Origin of the sequence: Telmatospirillum sp. J64-1, assembly GCF_006980715.1 — a bacterium.
Lineage (GTDB): Bacteria > Pseudomonadota > Alphaproteobacteria > Rhodospirillales > Magnetospirillaceae > Oleiliquidispirillum > Oleiliquidispirillum nitrogeniifigens.
Genome location: NZ_SBHN01000013.1, coordinates 56,485 through 72,055 on the forward strand (window position 1 = coordinate 56,485; position 15,571 = coordinate 72,055).

Consider the following 15,571-nt stretch of genomic DNA (forward strand, 5'->3'; position numbering starts at 1 on the left):
CCGGATTCCCGCCGCCCCTGTTCAAGAGGATGAAGCATCCTTCAGGCAGAGCGGCGGGGGCAGGACATGGCGGTTATCAGTAAGGTGGATGAGGTCACGCCGGATCTCCTCCGGCTGCGCTATCTTTTCGTCAATCTCTATTTCTGGAGCTCCGGCTCCTCCTGGGTGCTGGTCGATGCGGGGCTGAACGGCTGCGCCGGCAAGGTCCTGGAAACCGCCGAGCGGCATTTCGGCAAGGGCGCCAAGCCGGAAGCTGTCATCCTGACCCATGGGCATTTCGATCACGTGGGAGCGTTTCCCCAGCTCTTTGAGCATTGGGACGTGCCGGTCTACGCGCACCGCCAGGAGATGCCGCATCTGACCGGCCAAGCCGATTATCCGCCGCCCGATCCCAGCATCGGCGAGGGCGTGCTGGCGAGCCTCTCCTTCACCTATCCCAACAAGGCCATCGATCTTGGCAGCCGCGTCAGGCCCCTGCCCGAGGATGGCGGCGTGCCGCACATGCCCGGCTGGCGCTGGATCCAGACGCCCGGTCATACCGCCGGTCATGTCTCGTTCTTCCGCGAGCAGGACCGCTGCCTGATCGCGGGGGATGCCTTCGTGACGGTGAAGCAGGAATCCCTTTATGCCGTCGCGGTGCAGGAGCCGGAAGTGCATGGGCCGCCTGCCTATTTCACCCAGGACTGGAAGGCGGCGCGGCATTCGGTGGAGAAACTGGCGGCGTTGCGCCCGGCCATCGCGGCGACCGGCCACGGTACGCCCATGCGCGGCGACGGCCTGAGCCGGGGACTCGAGCGCCTGGTCAGCGATTTCGAGACCCTCGCCGTGCCCGATCACGGGAAATACGTGCCCTGAAGAAAGGCCGCGCTTCCATCGGGAAACGCGGCCTTGGGGCTTACTTCATCCGCAGGCGGGTCAGCGTGCGGTCGGCGGGTTCGCGGAAGCGGTCGAGGTAAAGCGGCAGGATCACTTCCGCGGCGGTGGGGTTGATGCCCAGATCCTTCAGGCCGGGCTGCCCGCCGGTCAGGACGTTGTCGTTGCGCAACTGGCGCAGCTGGTCGGGCGTCAGCATGGGCTTGGGCAGGAATTGCAGGATAGCGGCCTGCAAGCCGGCCAGCCCGAATGTCAGGGGAAGCAGGCGGCGCTGGCGGCCGGTCTGGGCCATGACCAGTTCCATCACTTCCTTCATGGTGTAGACGCGCGGTCCGCCCAATTCGTAGGTCTGGCCCTTGGTGGCTTCGTCCGCGGCGGCCTTCATGAAGGCTTCGGCGACATCGCCCACATAGACCGGCTGGAACTTGGTGCCGCCGCTGCCGAAGCAGTCGAAGCGCAGCCTGCCGCCCTCGTTCTTGAGCTTCAGCCCGTCCCGGGTGATCACCGGCAGGAAGGGAGCGTTGGCGGCCAGGCTGGCGAAGCGGTTGAAGAAATCGTCTTCCGGGCCGAAGATCACGCTGGGGCGGAAGATGGTGGCCTCGGGGAAGGCGGCGCGCACGGTGTCCTCGCCCAGGGCCTTGGTGCGGGCGTAGTCGGATTGCGACCGCTTGTCCGCGCCGAGGGCCGACATATGCATGAGGCGCGAGACGCCGGCAGCCTTGGCGGCCTTGGCCACGTTGGCGGCGCCGTCCACATGCACGGCCTGGAAGCCGCTCTTGCCGCGCTCGAAGAGGATGCCCACCAGATTGATCACCAGTTCCGCGCCTTCGACGGCGGCGGCGACCGAAGCGGGGCGGGTGATGTCGGCGGCGACGGGAACGATCTGCGCCAGATTGCCGAGCGGCTGAAGGAAAGCGGCCGCATCGGGATCGCGCACGGCGACCCTGACGACCCAATCTTCCTGCGCCAAGCGCTTGACGAGATGCCGCCCAATGAAGCCGGATCCCCCGAAGACCGTGACCAGACGACGTGCCATAAGAGCCTTCTCCATGCTCAAATCATTGAGCGGGAAGCTAAAACTTTCCGCGACTGTTGGCAAGCCGGACCCCTGCGAAAGTGTGGGTTTAGGGTGGGGCTGTAAAAAAAATGACAAACCATACGAAAAGCCTTTGACAGGGCGTCTCGTCCCCAGTACATATCCCGCCATCGACGCCCTGCGGGGCGAGCGCGGTGCCCAGGTGGCGGAACTGGTAGACGCGCTAGATTCAGGTTCTAGTGGCCGAAAGGTCGTGGAAGTTCGAGTCTTCTCCTGGGCACCATTTCTCTCTACTCCCCCCTTGTTGTCGAATACCTGAAACTGCCGATAATCCGGCAGGGCACAAGGGGGAGTAAGAGATGAGCATTTCCTATCATCGTGGCGATCTTCCGGCCGGCATCGATTTCGGCGACATGGTCGCCGTCGATTCCGAGACCATGGGCCTGAACCTGCATCGCGACCGTCTTTGCGTCGTGCAGCTTTCGGCCGGTGACGGCACCGCCCATGTGGTCCACCTGCCCAACCGAGTCTATGACTGCCCGAATTTGAAGGCGCTGCTGGCCAATCCGGCAGTGACCAAGCTGTTCCATTTCGGGCGGTTTGACATTGCCATCCTGCAGCGCCATCTCGGTGTGGTCTGCGCCCCGGTCTTCTGCACGAAGATCGCGTCGAAGCTGGTGCGCACCAATACCGACCGTCATGGCCTGAAGGATTTGTGCCGCGACCTGCTGGGCGTGGAACTGTCCAAGCAGCAGCAGACCTCCGACTGGGGGGCCGACAGCCTGACCGACGAACAGCTGGCCTATGCCGCGTCGGACGTTCTTTATCTGCATGCGCTGAAGGCCAAGCTGGACGTGCTGCTGGACCGCGAGGGCCGGCGCGACCTGGCCCAGGCCTGCTTCGATTTCCTGCCCGGCCGCGCGGCCCTGGACCTGAACGGCTGGGAAGAGCAGGACATTTTCGCTCATTAAAAGAAAGAGCGGAGACGGAAGGGGCGGGCTTGGCTTGCTCCGACCGGCTCAGGGAAGCCCGGGGTCCAGGCAGGGCGAGGCTCCGCCCGGGGACGATCTTTGGTGTAATCGTCGTCCTTCATACCACCCTGGACCCTGGTTTCGTTGACTTTCATGCCGTCCGGCGCGTAGTTTGCATGACGGCTGGATTGTCCGGCCGGCGCCCCGGTGTGGAGCGGGGCGAAAGTGAGGGCAGGGCCTAGATGACTTCTTCGACCACCGCCATCCTTGCCGCCGTTCCGGCGGAATCCGATCTGGACGCGGCGCGCCGCGTGCTGGAAACCGAGGCCGATGCCTTGCGCGTGCTGGCCGACAGTCTGGGCGAGGGCTTCGTCCAGGCGATCGACCTGTTCTCGGCGGTGCAGGGCCGGGTGGTGGTCAGCGGCATGGGCAAGAGCGGCCATGTGGCGCGCAAGATCGCTGCCACCCTGGCCTCGACCGGGACACCGGCCTTCTTCGTCCATCCCGCCGAAGCCAGCCATGGCGACCTGGGCATGATCGCCAAGGGCGACGCCGTGCTGGCGCTGTCCAATTCCGGCGAGACGCCCGAACTCTCCGACCTGATCGCCTATACCCGGCGCTTCGCCATCCCGCTGGTCGGCATGACCGGGCGGGAGGAAAGCTCGCTGGCCCAGGCCTCGGATGCCGCCCTGGTCCTGCCGCGCCTGAAGGAAGCCTGCCCGATGGGTTTGGCGCCGACCACCTCGACCACGGCCATGCTGGCCTTGGGCGACGCCATTGCCGTGGCGCTGCTGGCGCGCAAGGGCTTCTCGGCGGCTGATTTCCGCGTCTTCCATCCCGGCGGCCAGTTGGGCCGGCGCCTGCTGAAAGTGGGCGACCTGATGCATCAGGGGCCGGAATTGCCGCTGGCGCCTGCTTCCATGCCCATGTCCGAGGCCTTGCTGGTCATGACCGCCAAGAGCTTCGGCTGCGTCGGCGTCATCGATGAAGACGGCCTGCTGGTCGGCATCGTGACGGACGGCGACCTGCGCCGCCATCTGTCCGACGACCTGCTGGCCCGTACCGCCGGCGAGGTGATGACCCCGGCGCCGAAGACGGTGCGCCCCTCGCTTCTGGCGGCAGAGGCGCTGCGCATCCTGAACAGCTGCACCATCACCAGCCTGTTCGTGGCGGAAGAGGGACGTCCGGTGGGCATCCTGCATATTCACGACTGCCTGCGGGCCGGTATCGCCTGATCCCGCCGAGGAACGCCATGGCCGCGACCGTTGATCCCAACACCCCCCTTGCAGCCGCGCCGCGAAAGGCGGATTTCGGCTATTCGCGCTTCGTCCATGTCATGAAGCGGCTGCTGCCGGCCCTGGCGGCGGCGCTGATGGGGCTGGTTTTCGCTTGGCCGCAGCTTTCGGGGATGGCCGAGCAGTCGTTCAGCCTCAGCCTGTCGGACATGGACCCTTCCGAGGCCGACACGCTGACTATGAACAATCCCCGCTTCTTCGGCAGCGACACGCAGCGGCGGCTGTTCTTCGTGACCGCCAATTCCGCTTCGCAGGTCGAGAGCCTGACCGGCGTGGTGACCCTCGATGCCCCGCGGGCCGACATGACCGGGGCGGACGGCAAGAAGATCAGCATGGATTCCCGGCTCGGCTATTACAGCCAGGAAGGCGAGCTTCTCGATCTCCTGGGCGGAGTGGACCTCTACCACCAGGACGGCTATCAGGTCCATACGACGGCCGCGCGGATCTCGCTGAAGGCAGGCCGCGCCGAGGGCGACACTCCGGTCCAGGCCCATGGCAGCTTCGGCGAGGCGGAGGGCGAAGGTTTCGTCATCTCCGATCATGGCCGTGTCGTTCACTTCACCGGTCAGTCCCGGGCGGTGCTGAAGAGTGGCGGGGTGAAGCAGTGAGGATGCGCCGCTCTCTTCTGGCGGCGGCCGTGGTGGCCCTGGGGCTCGGAGGGAGCGTCTGGCCGGCTCAGGCCTTCGAATTCGCCAGCCAGGGGCAGACCCTGCCCATCGAGGTCACCGCCGATGACGGCATCGAGTGGCGCCAGGACGGACAGGTCTTCATCGCCCGGGGCAATGCCCGCGCGGCGCGGGGCGATGTGACGATCAGCGCCGATACCCTGACCGCCCATTACCGCCAGACCCCTGACGGCGAAAGCGAGATCTGGCGGCTGGATGCCGACGGCGCGGTGACCATCGCCACCGCCACCGAGACCGCCACCGGCAGCAACGCCACTTATAATATCGATGATGCGGTGCTGGTCCTGGTCGGCCAGCCGGCCCGGCTGGTGACGGCCGATGAAGAGGTCATCGCCCATGAAAGCCTGGAATATTGGGAAGCGAAGCGGCTGGCGGTGGCGCGCGGCAAGGCCAGCCTGATCGCGCCCGACCGCCGCCTGGATGCCGATGTCATCACAGCCGATCTGGCGGAAGAGACCCAGGCGCAGCGCACGGGCAATGCGCCCCAGCCGGGGACGGGCGGATTGCGCCTCAAGGTGGCGCGCGGATTCGGCAATGTGGTGGTGTCCTCCCAGCGCGAGCGCGCCTCGGCCGACCGGGGCAGCTATGATGCCGAAACGGGTATCGCCGAGCTGATCGGCTCGGTGAGGCTGAGCCGCGACGATAACCATCTGGCCGGCGGCTATGCGACGATGAACCTCAATACCGGGGTCAGCCGCCTGTTCCCGGCACCGCCGGGCGGCCAGGCTGCGGAAGGCCGGGTGCGCGGTGTCTTCGTGCCCGAAGCCCGCCGCGAGCTTCGCGAACCGGCCGAGCAATCCCCGCAGTCTTCGCCCGCCCCGACGACCTCCACCCGCTAGGAGATACATGAACGCCGAGAACAATCCGCATAGCGGTTCCGGTCCGCGTCTGGTGACCGACAATCCCGGCCTGATGGCGATGAATATCGGCAAGCGCTACAAGGGGCGGCCGGTGCTGCGCGACATCAGCATGAAGGTGCAGCGGGGCGAGGCGGTGGGGCTGCTGGGGCCCAACGGTGCCGGCAAGACCACCTCCTTCTATTGCATCACCGGGCTGATCACCCCGGATTCCGGCAGCGTGATGCTGGACGGCCAGGACATCACCAACCTGCCCATGTATCGCCGCGCCCGGCTGGGCATCGGCTATCTGCCGCAGGAAGCCTCGATCTTCCGGGGCCTGAGCGTCGAGAACAATATCCGCGCCGTGCTGGAAGTGGTCGAACGCGACCGCGACCGGCGCGAGGCCATGCTCGACGATTTGCTGGCGGAATTCTCGATCACCCATCTGCGCCGCGCCCCGGCCCTGGCTTTGTCGGGCGGCGAACGGCGGCGCGTGGAAATCGCCCGCGCCCTGGCCGCTCAGCCCCATTTCATCCTGCTCGACGAGCCCCTGGCCGGCATCGATCCCATCGCGGTCAGCGACATCCGCGAGCTGGTGGGGCATCTCAAGCATCGCGGCCTGGGCGTGCTGATTACCGATCACAACGTGCGCGAGACTCTGGAAATCATCGACCGCGCTTATATCCTGCATGACGGCACGGTGATGATGGAGGGGACTCCCGACGAGATCGTTTCGCACGACGGCGTGCGGCGGGTTTATCTCGGCGAACGCTTCAGTCTCTGACGGAACAGGCTCATGGCGCTAACACCTCGGCTTGATCTTCGCCAGACGCAATCCCTGGTCATGACGCCGCAATTGCAGCAGGCGATCAAGCTGCTGCAATTGTCCAATCTGGAATTGTCCGCCTTCATCGAGCAGGAACTGGAGCGGAATCCGCTGCTCCAGCGCGAGGATGGCGAGGATGGCGGCAACGACGAGCATGTGCCGCCTGCCGAGGACCGGACCGGTGATAGCGACGGCGCCATGCTCGATGCCATGCCCGGCCGCGATGAAACGCCGCTGGACGTGGATTACGACAACACCTTCAACAATGACAGCGCCTCCGACGGGCATGACGGCGAGCGCTACGAGGGCGGCGAGGCCTTTGCCGAATGGGGGCGGGGCGGCGGCCAGGGTTTCGACGGCGGCGGCGGCGATTTCGAGCAGATGGTTTCGGGCGAGGTCAGCTTGCACGACCATCTGGTCGAGCAGCTCAACCTCGATTTGCCCGATCCCGCCGATCGCATCATCGGCCTGCATCTGATCGAGATGCTGGACGAGGTGGGCTATCTGCGCGGCGACCTGAACGAAGTGGCGGAATTGCTGGGCTGCCCGCTGGAGAAGGTGGAGGCCGTCCTGGCCCGCCTGCAGCACTTCGACCCGGCGGGACTATTCGCCCGCTCGCTGTCGGAATGCCTGGCCCTGCAATTGCGCGACCGCAACCGCCTGGACCCGGCCATGCAGGCGCTGCTGGACAATCTGGACATGCTGGCGCGGCGCGATCTGCCGGGCCTGCTGCGGGTCTGCGGCGTCGATTCCGAGGATCTGGCCGAGATGATCGGCGAGATCAAGGCGTTGAATCCCAAGCCGGCCCTGGCTTTCGACCATGTGGTGGCGCAGCCGGTGACGCCCGATGTGCTGATGCGCCCGGTGGCCGGGGGCGAGTGGCTCGTCGAGCTGAACAACGAAACCCTGCCCAGGGTGCTGGTGGATACCCGCTATCACGCCAAGGTGTCCGCGGCCAGCCTGAGCAAGGAGGACAAGACCTATCTGTCCGAGCAGTTCCAGTCGGCCAACTGGCTGGTCAAGTCGCTGCACCAGCGGGCCACCACCATCCTGAAGGTGGCCAGCGAGATCGTGCGCCAGCAGGATGCCTTCTTCGCCAAGGGCGTGCAGCATCTGCGTCCGCTGGTTCTGCGCGATATCGCCCAGGCGATCGGCATGCACGAAAGCACCGTCAGCCGCGTCACTGCGAATAAGTATATCGCCACGCCAAGGGGTATATACGAGCTGAAATACTTCTTCACCCAGGCCATCGCCGCTTCCGCAGGGGGGGAAGCACATTCGGCTGAGGCGGTACGTCATCGGATTAAGTCCTTGATAGACGCGGAGACTCCAAAGGAGGTCTTGTCCGATGACCGGATTGTTGAAATCTTGAAGGAGGACGGAATCGACATCGCCCGCCGGACCGTGGCCAAATATCGTGAAGCCATGCGCATCCCATCTTCCGTGCAGCGCCGTCGCGAAAAGGCGTTGGGGGTATGAAAGGCACACGCGGAAGGGTTAGGCCGCGCTGCGGCTTGACTTGCCGGGAAGCGGGAACTATGTTCCGGCCCTTCAACGGCCATACCGGTGGCCGGGCTGAAACGGCAGCGGCTTATAGCATGGCCGTGGCTGGAAACGAGGCTGGGCGGAAAGTGGATATGAAGCCGGAAGCGGCTATCGGGATGGGAAAGGATTGTCGCCCATCCGCCAGATACAGGACCGCCCGCCCGGTGGGCTTCCCTGTCAGACCGACAAAGATAACAAGAACAGTAGAAACCTCTCGGGGCGCCCCTATCGCAACCATGAGGGTATTGTCATGGAAATTGCCGACCTGATCACCCCGCAAAGCATCATTGCCAATCTGCGGGCCACCAGCAAGAAGCAGGCCCTGCAGGAACTGGCGCGCCGCGCGGCGGAGATCACCGGACTGCATGAACGTGCAGTCTTCGACGTGCTTCTCGAACGCGAACGCCTTGGCACCACCGGCGTGGGCAACGGAATCGCCATCCCGCATGGCAAGCTGCCCAACCTGGACGGCCTGCATGGTCTGTTCGCCCGTCTGGAGCGACCTATCAATTTCGATTCCATCGACGAACAGCCGGTGGACCTGATCTTCCTGTTGCTGGCCCCGGAGTCGGCCGGCGCGGATCACCTCAAGGCCTTGGCGCGGGTGTCGCGTCTGTTGCGGGACAAATCCATCTGCGAGAAGCTGCGCGGCACCGAAAAGACCGATGCCCTTTACGCTCTCCTGACGGAATCCCCGGCCAGCCGGGCGGCCTGAGCCCCCTTCCCGGACATAACGCATAACACGAGAAAGGCGGCCTCCGATGGAGGCCGCCTTTTTTCGTTCAGGAAAGAAGGACCTGGTTCAGTGAACGCTTAACGGTTCCAGATCGTGCTGCTTGATGGCGGCAAAGGCCAGTTCCCGTTCCGGGGCCATGCCCATATGGGTGCCGTCGGCGGCATAGATGGCCCAGCCTTCTTCGCCGTCTTCCATGACCCGCTTGACGTAGGCAACGTCCTGCAGGCCCCACAGGGCCAGGTCATGCGCCGACATGTCGCGCAGGTCCTGGCCTGGGCTATTGGTGGCGTCGTCCTTCATGTCGCACCTCCTTCTGGCGTCGGCCTAATCCTGGCCGGGCCGGTTAGCAGCCTGTGCGTCGTCGACATCTATCGTCTGCGGCGCCGTCGTGCCCTGAGACTGGTTAGGGGCACGTTGAATCTTGATGGTGCGTATGCGGGTTTCCGGTATGGGCCGGACCAGGTCCACATGCAGGAGACCATTGTCCAGCCACGCGCCCTTCACCTCGATGCCTTCGGCCAGGACGAAGCCGCGCTGGAACTGCCTGGCGGCGATGCCGCGATGCAGGAAGACGCGGTTGTTGTCGTCCTCGCTCTGTCGACCACGGATGATCAGCTGGTTGTCCTCGATGGCAACCTGGAGATTGTCCATGGTAAAGCCGGCGACGGCAAGGGTGATGCGCAGGCCGTCCTCCCCGATCTGCTCGATGTTATAGGGCGGGTAGCCCTCGGCGGAGGTCTTCGATATCCGGTCCAGCACCCGTTCGAAATGGTCGAAGCCGAGCAGGAGTGGACTGTTGAACGTGGAAAGGCGGGTCACGTGATGCGTCCTCCTCAAAGGTGAGCGAGTACGGCTTCGGGCCCGAAAGCGGCGCCCGTAACCGGCGGACCCCGGATCTGAGGCTCCGCCATGAGAATATTTTGTCCGCGAATCCCCCCGCGTCAAGTCGGTGTTGCGTTGCGGCAGCCGCGCGCGGGGCTTTGGTATGCATACCAAAGTATGAGGATGCCTGGGAATGTGAAGGATTTGTAAAAAATTTCAGCGCTGCCAGTGGTTTCGCAAATTATGTAAAATTCAATGAAAAAACGATAGAAATCCGAAAGTATGTTTAGGCTATTTGTGGGTTGTCTTAGCTTTCTGCTTTAGTAATAGTCGCCCCTCTGAGGGTGGTATGCCCTTTGTAATCAAATAAAAAATATACCGATCCGGCGAGGGGTGTAAATATCCAAGATGGAAAAGGCAGTCATTCATCAAGCGCGAGCGATGATCAAGAGGCTGCCGAAACATTTGCGTACCGAGCATTGGTACAATGATTGGCAGCATGCCGTGTTCCTGATCATTTTCGATCATCTCAGCAGGGCCTTGCGGGATAACCAGACGGCCATGGCCGAGCGTCAACTTGACAAGCTGACCCTTTATATTTTCGTTCATTTCCTGTGCGAGGAAGAAGGCATGAGCTTTTCCCTGGACCGCAGCCTGATCGCGGCCCAGACGGTGGAGCAGCATCAGGCCGTCCACATGAAGATCCTGGATTACTGGCATGAGGCCATCCAGCGCCCCTACAAGGAAGGATTGCTGCCCTATCGCGAGATCGCCGAGCGGATCGAGGAATTCTACGGCCGTATCCTCGACCATATCGAGCATACCGACCAGGCCAGCTATGGCGTGAAGTCGGACCGGGACCCGGCCAGCATCCGCAGCGAAGTGGCGCATATCGCCCGTTGCGGCCTGCCGCTCTCGCCCAACATGGCCGGGGCCGCCCGGGTGGTGGAGCAGGCCTCCGCCGAGACCTTTTCCCTTTTGGACCTCTCTTCCTTGCCCAGCAAGGCGGTGAACCCGTTGCGGGTCTTGACCCTGGTCAAGCAAACGGACGGCGCCGATCTCGTATCCCTGCGCCGCCGCTTCATTGTCAATCTTTCCCGCATCCAGTCGTTGCCGCGTGCAGCGCAAGCAGCCTGAAGAAGCTGCGTCGAATCAAGAACCTACGGAAGGACGGCGTCCGAGGAAGACCGGGCTTAATGCCCGGTCTTCCGTTTTGGGGCTGGCCCTTTTGGCTATGCCGGATTTGCGTTAGGATCGGCAGCAGCAAAGGTAGCGGAGAAAGCAGAATTCCGCGCAGAATGTTCTCCGGCCATAATCACCGGATAGCGTCATGAGCGTCTCACGGCCCAGCCTGCCCTATGGCGGCAGCCGGGCGATCCTTGCCACCAAGCTGAAGCCGCCGGTTTCGGAAAGCCGGCTGGTGTCGCGTCCGCGCGTCGAGGCCTTGCTGCCGGGGCGGGGGCGGCAGGCGCGGCTGGTGGTGGTCTCGGCACCGGCGGGGGCGGGCAAGACCACCTTGCTGGCGCGCTGGCATGACGCGGCGGACGGGGCCGCATGGCTGTCGCTGGACGCGGGCGACGACGATGCCTCGACCTTCTTCGCCCATCTGATCTGGTCGGTGCGGGAAAGCCATCCCGGTCTGGGCGCGCAGGCCCTGTCCCTGCTGGAGACGGCAAGCGAGGCGGCGGTCGGCGACGCGGTGCCGCTTTTCGCCAACGACCTGCTGTCGCTGGGCCGCCCGCTGACCCTGTTCCTGGATGATTATCATGTCATCACGCAGGGGCGCATCCACCAGCTTCTCGACCATTTCATCGCCTATCTTCCCGCCAATGTGATGGTGGTGATCGGCAGCCGCAACGAACCGCCCTTGTCCCTGGCCCGGCTGCGGTCGCGCGGGCAATTGGTGGAATTGCGCTGGCCGGAACTCCGCTTCACGGCCAAGGAGGCCAGCCAGTATCTGCGCGCCGCCCAGGCCCTGTCCCTGTCCGATGAATCGGTGGGGCGGCTGACCGAACGCAGCGAGGGCTGGATCACCGGGCTGCAACTGGCCGCCCTGCTGCTGCGCGGCGGCGGCGATCCGGCGGCCTTCGTCGAGGATTTCTCGGGCAGCCAAGCCGAACTGGCCGATTACCTGATGGACGAGGTGTTTTCCCGCCAGCCCGAGCAGATGCGCGACTTCCTGCTGCGCTCCTCGGTGCTGGAAAGCCTGTCCGGACCGCTGGTCGAGGCGGTGACCGGGCTGCCCGCCGGACAGCGGATGCTGGAAATGGTCGAGCGCGGCAACCTGTTCCTGTTCCGCCTGGACCAGAATCGCCGCTGGTTCCGCTATCACCACCTGTTCCGCCAGTTCCTGCGCGACCGCCTGGACGAGGAGCAGCCGCAGCTGGTGGCCGAGCTGCATCGCCGCGCCAGCTTGTGGTTCGAGGATGCCGGCATGGTCATCGAGGCGATGGGCCATGCCATGGCCGGGGGCTTCCACGAACGCGCCGCCACCTTGCTGTCCAGCGTCGGACGCGACTGGTTCCGCGCGGGCGGGTTCAAACAGATCCGTCAATGGATCGACCGCCTGCCTCAGGAGTTGATGCTGCGCCGTCCGCGCCTGTGCATCCTGCATGGCTGGTCCTTGGCCTATCTCGGCGAGTTCGACGCCGCCCGCCGCCGCATGGCCGAAGCCCAGGCCGGGCTGGAGGCCATGGGCGATGCGGCGGAAGGCTTGGCGGGCATCGTGCCGCTGGCGGTGGAGCTGAAGATCCTCAAGGCGGTGATGGGCGTCATCGAAAGCGATGAACCCGACGTGGAGGAGGATATCGGCGATTTGGCCGCCCTGGTGCCCGACGAGGATGCCGCGATGCGCGGCTTCGCCCATATCATCATGGGCTATGTCATGCGCAGCCGAGGCCGTTTCGACGAGGCCCAGCGTCATTTCCATTGCGCCGTCGAGGATTCCGCCCGTGTTGAAAGCGCCATGGTCAATCTGCTGGCGCGGTTCAATATCGGCACCCTGCTGTTCCTGAAGGCCGAGATGGCCGAGGCGGAAGCCTATCTGCGCGCCTCGCTCGCCTATTCCGAGGAAAAGCGCTGGACCCATTGCATCGCCTCGGCCTTCCTGCATGTCCAGCTCGGCGCGGTGCTGCATGAATACAACCGCATCGAGGAAGGGCTGGAGCATCTGGGAACGGCCATCCCCATCCTGGAAAACAGCGATGCCTTCGGCTTCCTCGGAGTCGGGCTGGTGGAGCGGTCGCGCCTGTTCGCCGCCGCCGCACGGGCGGACCGGGCCAGCCAGGACCTGGACCGGGCGCGCGGTCTGGCCCGCCGCCTGGCGGTCAGCCGGGTGGTGTTCCGCGCCGATGTGCTGGAAGCCCTGGCGGCCCTGGATGCCGGGGATGTGGCGCGGGCGGAACGGGCGGTGGAACGCCTGCGCGCCGCCACCCGCGCCGAGAAAGCGCCGCCCGGCGACGGCCTGTCGGAAAAGGCCGAACTGGCGATGATGGCCGAAATCCGCCTCGCCGCCGTCCAGGGCCAGCACCAGCAGGCCATCCGCCTCGCCGCCGAGGCCCTGCGCAGCGCCTCGAAGGCCCAGCGCAACCGCCATGCGCTGATCTTCCTGGCGATGCAGGCGGCCTCGTGGTGGGCGCTGGGCGAGGACGGGCGGGCGCTGGACAAGATGGCCCAGGCGCTGGGGCGGGCAAAAGGACTGGCGCGTCTGTTCCTGATGGCCGGGCCGGATGCGGTGCGGCTGCTCAAGCGCCTGGCGAGCGGCAAGGGCGCGCCGACGCCCGCCATCCAAGCCGAGGCGTCCCGCATCCTCGCCGATTTGCGCATCGGGCGCGGTGAAAGCCGTCTCAAGCCCCAGCCCGCTTCGCCGTTGCGCGATTTCCACCAGCGCGAGGTGCAGATCCTGCGCCTTGTCGCCGAGGGCCTGAAGAACCGCGAGATCGCCCAGCGCCTGAATATCTCGGACGAGACGGTGAAGTGGTATCTGAAGGGCCTCTACGGCAAGCTCGACGTCTCCTCCCGCACCCAGGCCCTGGCGGCGGCGCGGGGGCTGGGCTTGCTGGAGTAGGGGAAGCCTCTCTCCGCAAGCGGCCGGGCCGCTGCTTTACCCCCTTTTCCCAATGCCCGTCATGCCAGGCGGTAACATATATGCCGCAGGGATGGTGTCTCCTGGCGAGGGGAGAAAGATGAATTCTTACGCCAAGTTTGCCCTCATGCTCATCATAAATACGGCGGTCATGTTCGTCCTGACGATGGCCTTCGTGAATAGCTGGGATCACTTCCACCTTAATATCAGCAACTTCTACATGGCGCTTCTCATGGTCGCGCCGATGGCGATCCTCATGCTTGTCCTCATGGGGGGAATGTTTCCGAACAAGGCGCTGAACATGGCGCTGATCCTCGGCTTCGCCCTTCTGTTCGTGGCCGCCTTGTGGCTCGGGCGGGCGGAAGTCCTGGTGGGGGACGAGCAGTTTCTGAGGGCAATGATTCCTCATCACTCCCGCGCCATTCTGGTGTGCGAGCAGGCTGCGATCACCGATCCCGAGATCGTCCGGCTCTGCGGACAGATCATCGATTCCCAGCAGCGGGAAATCGATCAGATGCAGCAGATCCTGTCCCGCTATTGAGGCGACGGGGCGGGCGCCATTTTTCCGCCTTTTCCTTCGCGCCGCGCCCTCGGCCATCGAACTAGGCAGTGTTCTAGCCCTGAAGGCTAGTCCTTGCTTTTCCCCCCGTTCGGGGGGTGCCCCCCCTTGCGACTTGTCGTCATGCTCTTCGGTGCGCAGGACCGCGTGCATGTCGGAAAGACAGCACGTCAGAATCCGAAAACGGGTCTGGTCCGCAAGGGAGTAAACGTCTGATGAACGTGGGCAATCTGCTGGCCCGCGCCGGGACCTCTTGTGCCGATTTTCCGGCCGTGGCCCTGGGCAGCCAGCGCCTTCTGACCTATGGACAGTTGGCCCGCCGTGCCGGTGGCATCGCCGCCGCGCTGCGTGTGCGTCACGACTTGCGGCCCGGTGATCGGGTGGCGCTGGTGATGCGCAACAGCGTCCCTTATCTCGAAACCCTGTTCGCCATCTGGTATGCCGGACTGATCGCCGTGCCGGTCAATCCCCGGCTGCATGCCCGCGAGATCGGGCAGATCCTGGAAGATTGCGGCGCGCGCCTCTGCTTCGTCACCGACGACACCGCCCAGACGGTCAACGACGCCATCGCCGGCCTGCTGCCCGCGCCCTGCATCATCCCCGTTTCCAGCCGTGACTATGCCGCCCTCTGCGCCGCCGAGCCGATGGAACCGGTGGAATGTACGCCGCTGGACGGCGCCTGGCTGTTCTACACCAGCGGCACGACGGGGCGGTCCAAGGGCGCGCTGCTGAGCCATCGCAGCCTGATGGCCATGAGCTGCGCCTATTTCGTCGACGTCGACACGGTCGGGCCGCGCGATTCCATCCTGCATGCCGCGCCGCTGTCCCATGGTTCGGGCCTTTACATCCTGCCCTATGTGGCGGCGGCGGCGACCCATGTGGTGCCGGAAAGCGGGAAATTCGATCCGGCCGAGATGTTCGACCTGATCGCCTCCCATCGTGGGGTCAGTTTCTTCGTCGCGCCCACGATGATCCACCGCCTGCTCGACAGCCCGCTGATGGGCTCGACCGATACCGGCAACCTGAAGACCATCATCGCCGGTGGCGCCCCCTCTATGCCGCCGATTCCCGCCGCCTGCTGGCGGCCTTGGGACCGAAGCTGGCGCAGATCTATGGTCAGGGCGAGGCGCCGATGTCGATCGCCGCCATGCCGAAATGGCGGCTGCTCGACGAGTCCCATCCGCGTTTCGAGCAGCGCCTGGCCTCGGTCGGCACGCCTTTCTGCAATGTCGAGGTGCGGGTGGTCGACGAGGCCGGGCTGCCCTTGCCCCCCGGAGAGGCGGGCGAGGTGGTGGTGCG

14 protein-coding genes, 1 tRNA gene and 1 pseudogene are annotated in these 15,571 nt (G+C 64.8%); 13 read left to right on the forward strand and 3 right to left on the reverse strand.

Features of this window, described 5'->3' with window-relative positions; translation table 11 throughout:
- Window positions 1-66: 66 nt before the first annotated feature.
- Complete coding sequence (locus EPD66_RS13390; protein ID WP_142849018.1) at window positions 67-855, forward strand: MBL fold metallo-hydrolase; 789 nt, start codon at window positions 67-69, stop codon at window positions 853-855.
- A gap of 40 nt (window positions 856-895) precedes the next feature.
- Here the strand turns inward: EPD66_RS13390 and EPD66_RS13395 are convergent, their stop codons facing one another.
- Window positions 896-1,909, reverse strand: coding sequence for a complex I NDUFA9 subunit family protein (locus tag EPD66_RS13395; protein ID WP_142849019.1), 1,014 nt, complete (start codon window positions 1,907-1,909; stop codon window positions 896-898).
- A gap of 196 nt (window positions 1,910-2,105) precedes the next feature.
- On the opposite strand from EPD66_RS13395, the gene EPD66_RS13400 reads away from it, so the two are divergent.
- The 8 genes from EPD66_RS13400 to ptsN all read left to right on the forward strand — a co-directional run bounded on the left by EPD66_RS13400 (window position 2,106) and on the right by ptsN (window position 8,786).
- Window positions 2,106-2,192: transfer RNA gene (locus EPD66_RS13400), tRNA-Leu, on the forward strand.
- A 76-nt stretch (window positions 2,193-2,268) separates the two neighbouring features.
- Complete coding sequence (locus EPD66_RS13405) at window positions 2,269-2,880, forward strand: ribonuclease D (protein ID WP_142849020.1); 612 nt, start codon at window positions 2,269-2,271, stop codon at window positions 2,878-2,880.
- A 242-nt stretch (window positions 2,881-3,122) separates the two neighbouring features.
- Window positions 3,123-4,115: an SIS domain-containing protein gene (locus EPD66_RS13410; protein WP_142849021.1), complete on the forward strand. Its 993-nt coding sequence runs from the start codon at window positions 3,123-3,125 to the stop codon at window positions 4,113-4,115.
- A gap of 17 nt (window positions 4,116-4,132) precedes the next feature.
- Window positions 4,133-4,783, forward strand: coding sequence for an LPS export ABC transporter periplasmic protein LptC (gene lptC / locus EPD66_RS13415; RefSeq protein WP_142849022.1), 651 nt, complete (start codon window positions 4,133-4,135; stop codon window positions 4,781-4,783).
- Window positions 4,784-4,785: 2 nt separating this feature from the next.
- On the forward strand, window positions 4,786-5,700 hold the full coding sequence (locus tag EPD66_RS13420) for an LptA/OstA family protein (protein ID WP_142849023.1): 915 nt from the start codon (window positions 4,786-4,788) through the stop codon (window positions 5,698-5,700).
- Window positions 5,701-5,707: 7 nt separating this feature from the next.
- Entirely contained in the window at window positions 5,708-6,484 is a 777-nt protein-coding gene (lptB, locus tag EPD66_RS13425) for an LPS export ABC transporter ATP-binding protein (protein WP_142849024.1), read from the forward strand.
- Window positions 6,485-6,496: 12 nt separating this feature from the next.
- Window positions 6,497-8,005, forward strand: coding sequence for an RNA polymerase factor sigma-54 (gene rpoN / locus EPD66_RS13430; protein ID WP_142849025.1), 1,509 nt, complete (start codon window positions 6,497-6,499; stop codon window positions 8,003-8,005).
- Window positions 8,006-8,321: 316 nt separating this feature from the next.
- A complete protein-coding gene (gene ptsN / locus EPD66_RS13435; protein ID WP_142849026.1) occupies window positions 8,322-8,786 on the forward strand; it encodes a PTS IIA-like nitrogen regulatory protein PtsN in 465 nt (154 codons plus the stop codon).
- 87 nt (window positions 8,787-8,873) lie between these two features.
- Here the strand turns inward: ptsN and EPD66_RS13440 are convergent, their stop codons facing one another.
- Together EPD66_RS13440 and EPD66_RS13445 are read right to left on the reverse strand one after the other, a co-directional pair.
- Window positions 8,874-9,107, reverse strand: a complete 234-nt coding sequence (locus tag EPD66_RS13440; protein WP_142849027.1) for a DUF1150 family protein — start codon at window positions 9,105-9,107, stop codon at window positions 8,874-8,876.
- A gap of 24 nt (window positions 9,108-9,131) precedes the next feature.
- Window positions 9,132-9,626: an Hsp20 family protein gene (locus tag EPD66_RS13445; RefSeq protein WP_142849028.1), complete on the reverse strand. Its 495-nt coding sequence runs from the start codon at window positions 9,624-9,626 to the stop codon at window positions 9,132-9,134.
- Window positions 9,627-10,070: 444 nt separating this feature from the next.
- Between EPD66_RS13445 and EPD66_RS13450 the strand changes: the two genes are divergently transcribed.
- From EPD66_RS13450 to EPD66_RS13465, 4 genes and pseudogenes are all read left to right on the forward strand, one after another.
- Window positions 10,071-10,766, forward strand: coding sequence for a hypothetical protein (locus tag EPD66_RS13450; RefSeq protein WP_142849029.1), 696 nt, complete (start codon window positions 10,071-10,073; stop codon window positions 10,764-10,766).
- Between the two features lie 193 nt (window positions 10,767-10,959).
- Window positions 10,960-13,695, forward strand: a complete 2,736-nt coding sequence (locus EPD66_RS13455) for a LuxR C-terminal-related transcriptional regulator (RefSeq protein ID WP_142849030.1) — start codon at window positions 10,960-10,962, stop codon at window positions 13,693-13,695.
- Between the two features lie 118 nt (window positions 13,696-13,813).
- Window positions 13,814-14,254: a DUF305 domain-containing protein gene (locus EPD66_RS13460; protein ID WP_142849031.1), complete on the forward strand. Its 441-nt coding sequence runs from the start codon at window positions 13,814-13,816 to the stop codon at window positions 14,252-14,254.
- A 233-nt stretch (window positions 14,255-14,487) separates the two neighbouring features.
- A pseudogene (locus EPD66_RS13465) lies at window positions 14,488-15,539 on the forward strand (class I adenylate-forming enzyme family protein); the annotation flags it as partial.
- Window positions 15,540-15,571: the final 32 nt, after the last annotated feature.

Coding starts and splice junctions, on each gene's coding strand:
- EPD66_RS13390 (WP_142849018.1), top strand. CDS start 67: ATGGCGGTTATCAGTAAGGTGGATGAGGTCACGCCGGATCTCCTCCGG.
- EPD66_RS13395 (WP_142849019.1), bottom strand. CDS start 1,909: ATGGCACGTCGTCTGGTCACGGTCTTCGGGGGATCCGGCTTCATTGGG.
- EPD66_RS13405 (WP_142849020.1), top strand. CDS start 2,269: ATGAGCATTTCCTATCATCGTGGCGATCTTCCGGCCGGCATCGATTTC.
- EPD66_RS13410 (WP_142849021.1), top strand. CDS start 3,123: ATGACTTCTTCGACCACCGCCATCCTTGCCGCCGTTCCGGCGGAATCC.
- lptC (WP_142849022.1), top strand. CDS start 4,133: ATGGCCGCGACCGTTGATCCCAACACCCCCCTTGCAGCCGCGCCGCGA.
- EPD66_RS13420 (WP_142849023.1), top strand. CDS start 4,786: ATGCGCCGCTCTCTTCTGGCGGCGGCCGTGGTGGCCCTGGGGCTCGGA.
- lptB (WP_142849024.1), top strand. CDS start 5,708: ATGAACGCCGAGAACAATCCGCATAGCGGTTCCGGTCCGCGTCTGGTG.
- rpoN (WP_142849025.1), top strand. CDS start 6,497: ATGGCGCTAACACCTCGGCTTGATCTTCGCCAGACGCAATCCCTGGTC.
- ptsN (WP_142849026.1), top strand. CDS start 8,322: ATGGAAATTGCCGACCTGATCACCCCGCAAAGCATCATTGCCAATCTG.
- EPD66_RS13440 (WP_142849027.1), bottom strand. CDS start 9,107: ATGAAGGACGACGCCACCAATAGCCCAGGCCAGGACCTGCGCGACATG.
- EPD66_RS13450 (WP_142849029.1), top strand. CDS start 10,071: ATGATCAAGAGGCTGCCGAAACATTTGCGTACCGAGCATTGGTACAAT.
- EPD66_RS13455 (WP_142849030.1), top strand. CDS start 10,960: ATGAGCGTCTCACGGCCCAGCCTGCCCTATGGCGGCAGCCGGGCGATC.
- EPD66_RS13460 (WP_142849031.1), top strand. CDS start 13,814: ATGAATTCTTACGCCAAGTTTGCCCTCATGCTCATCATAAATACGGCG.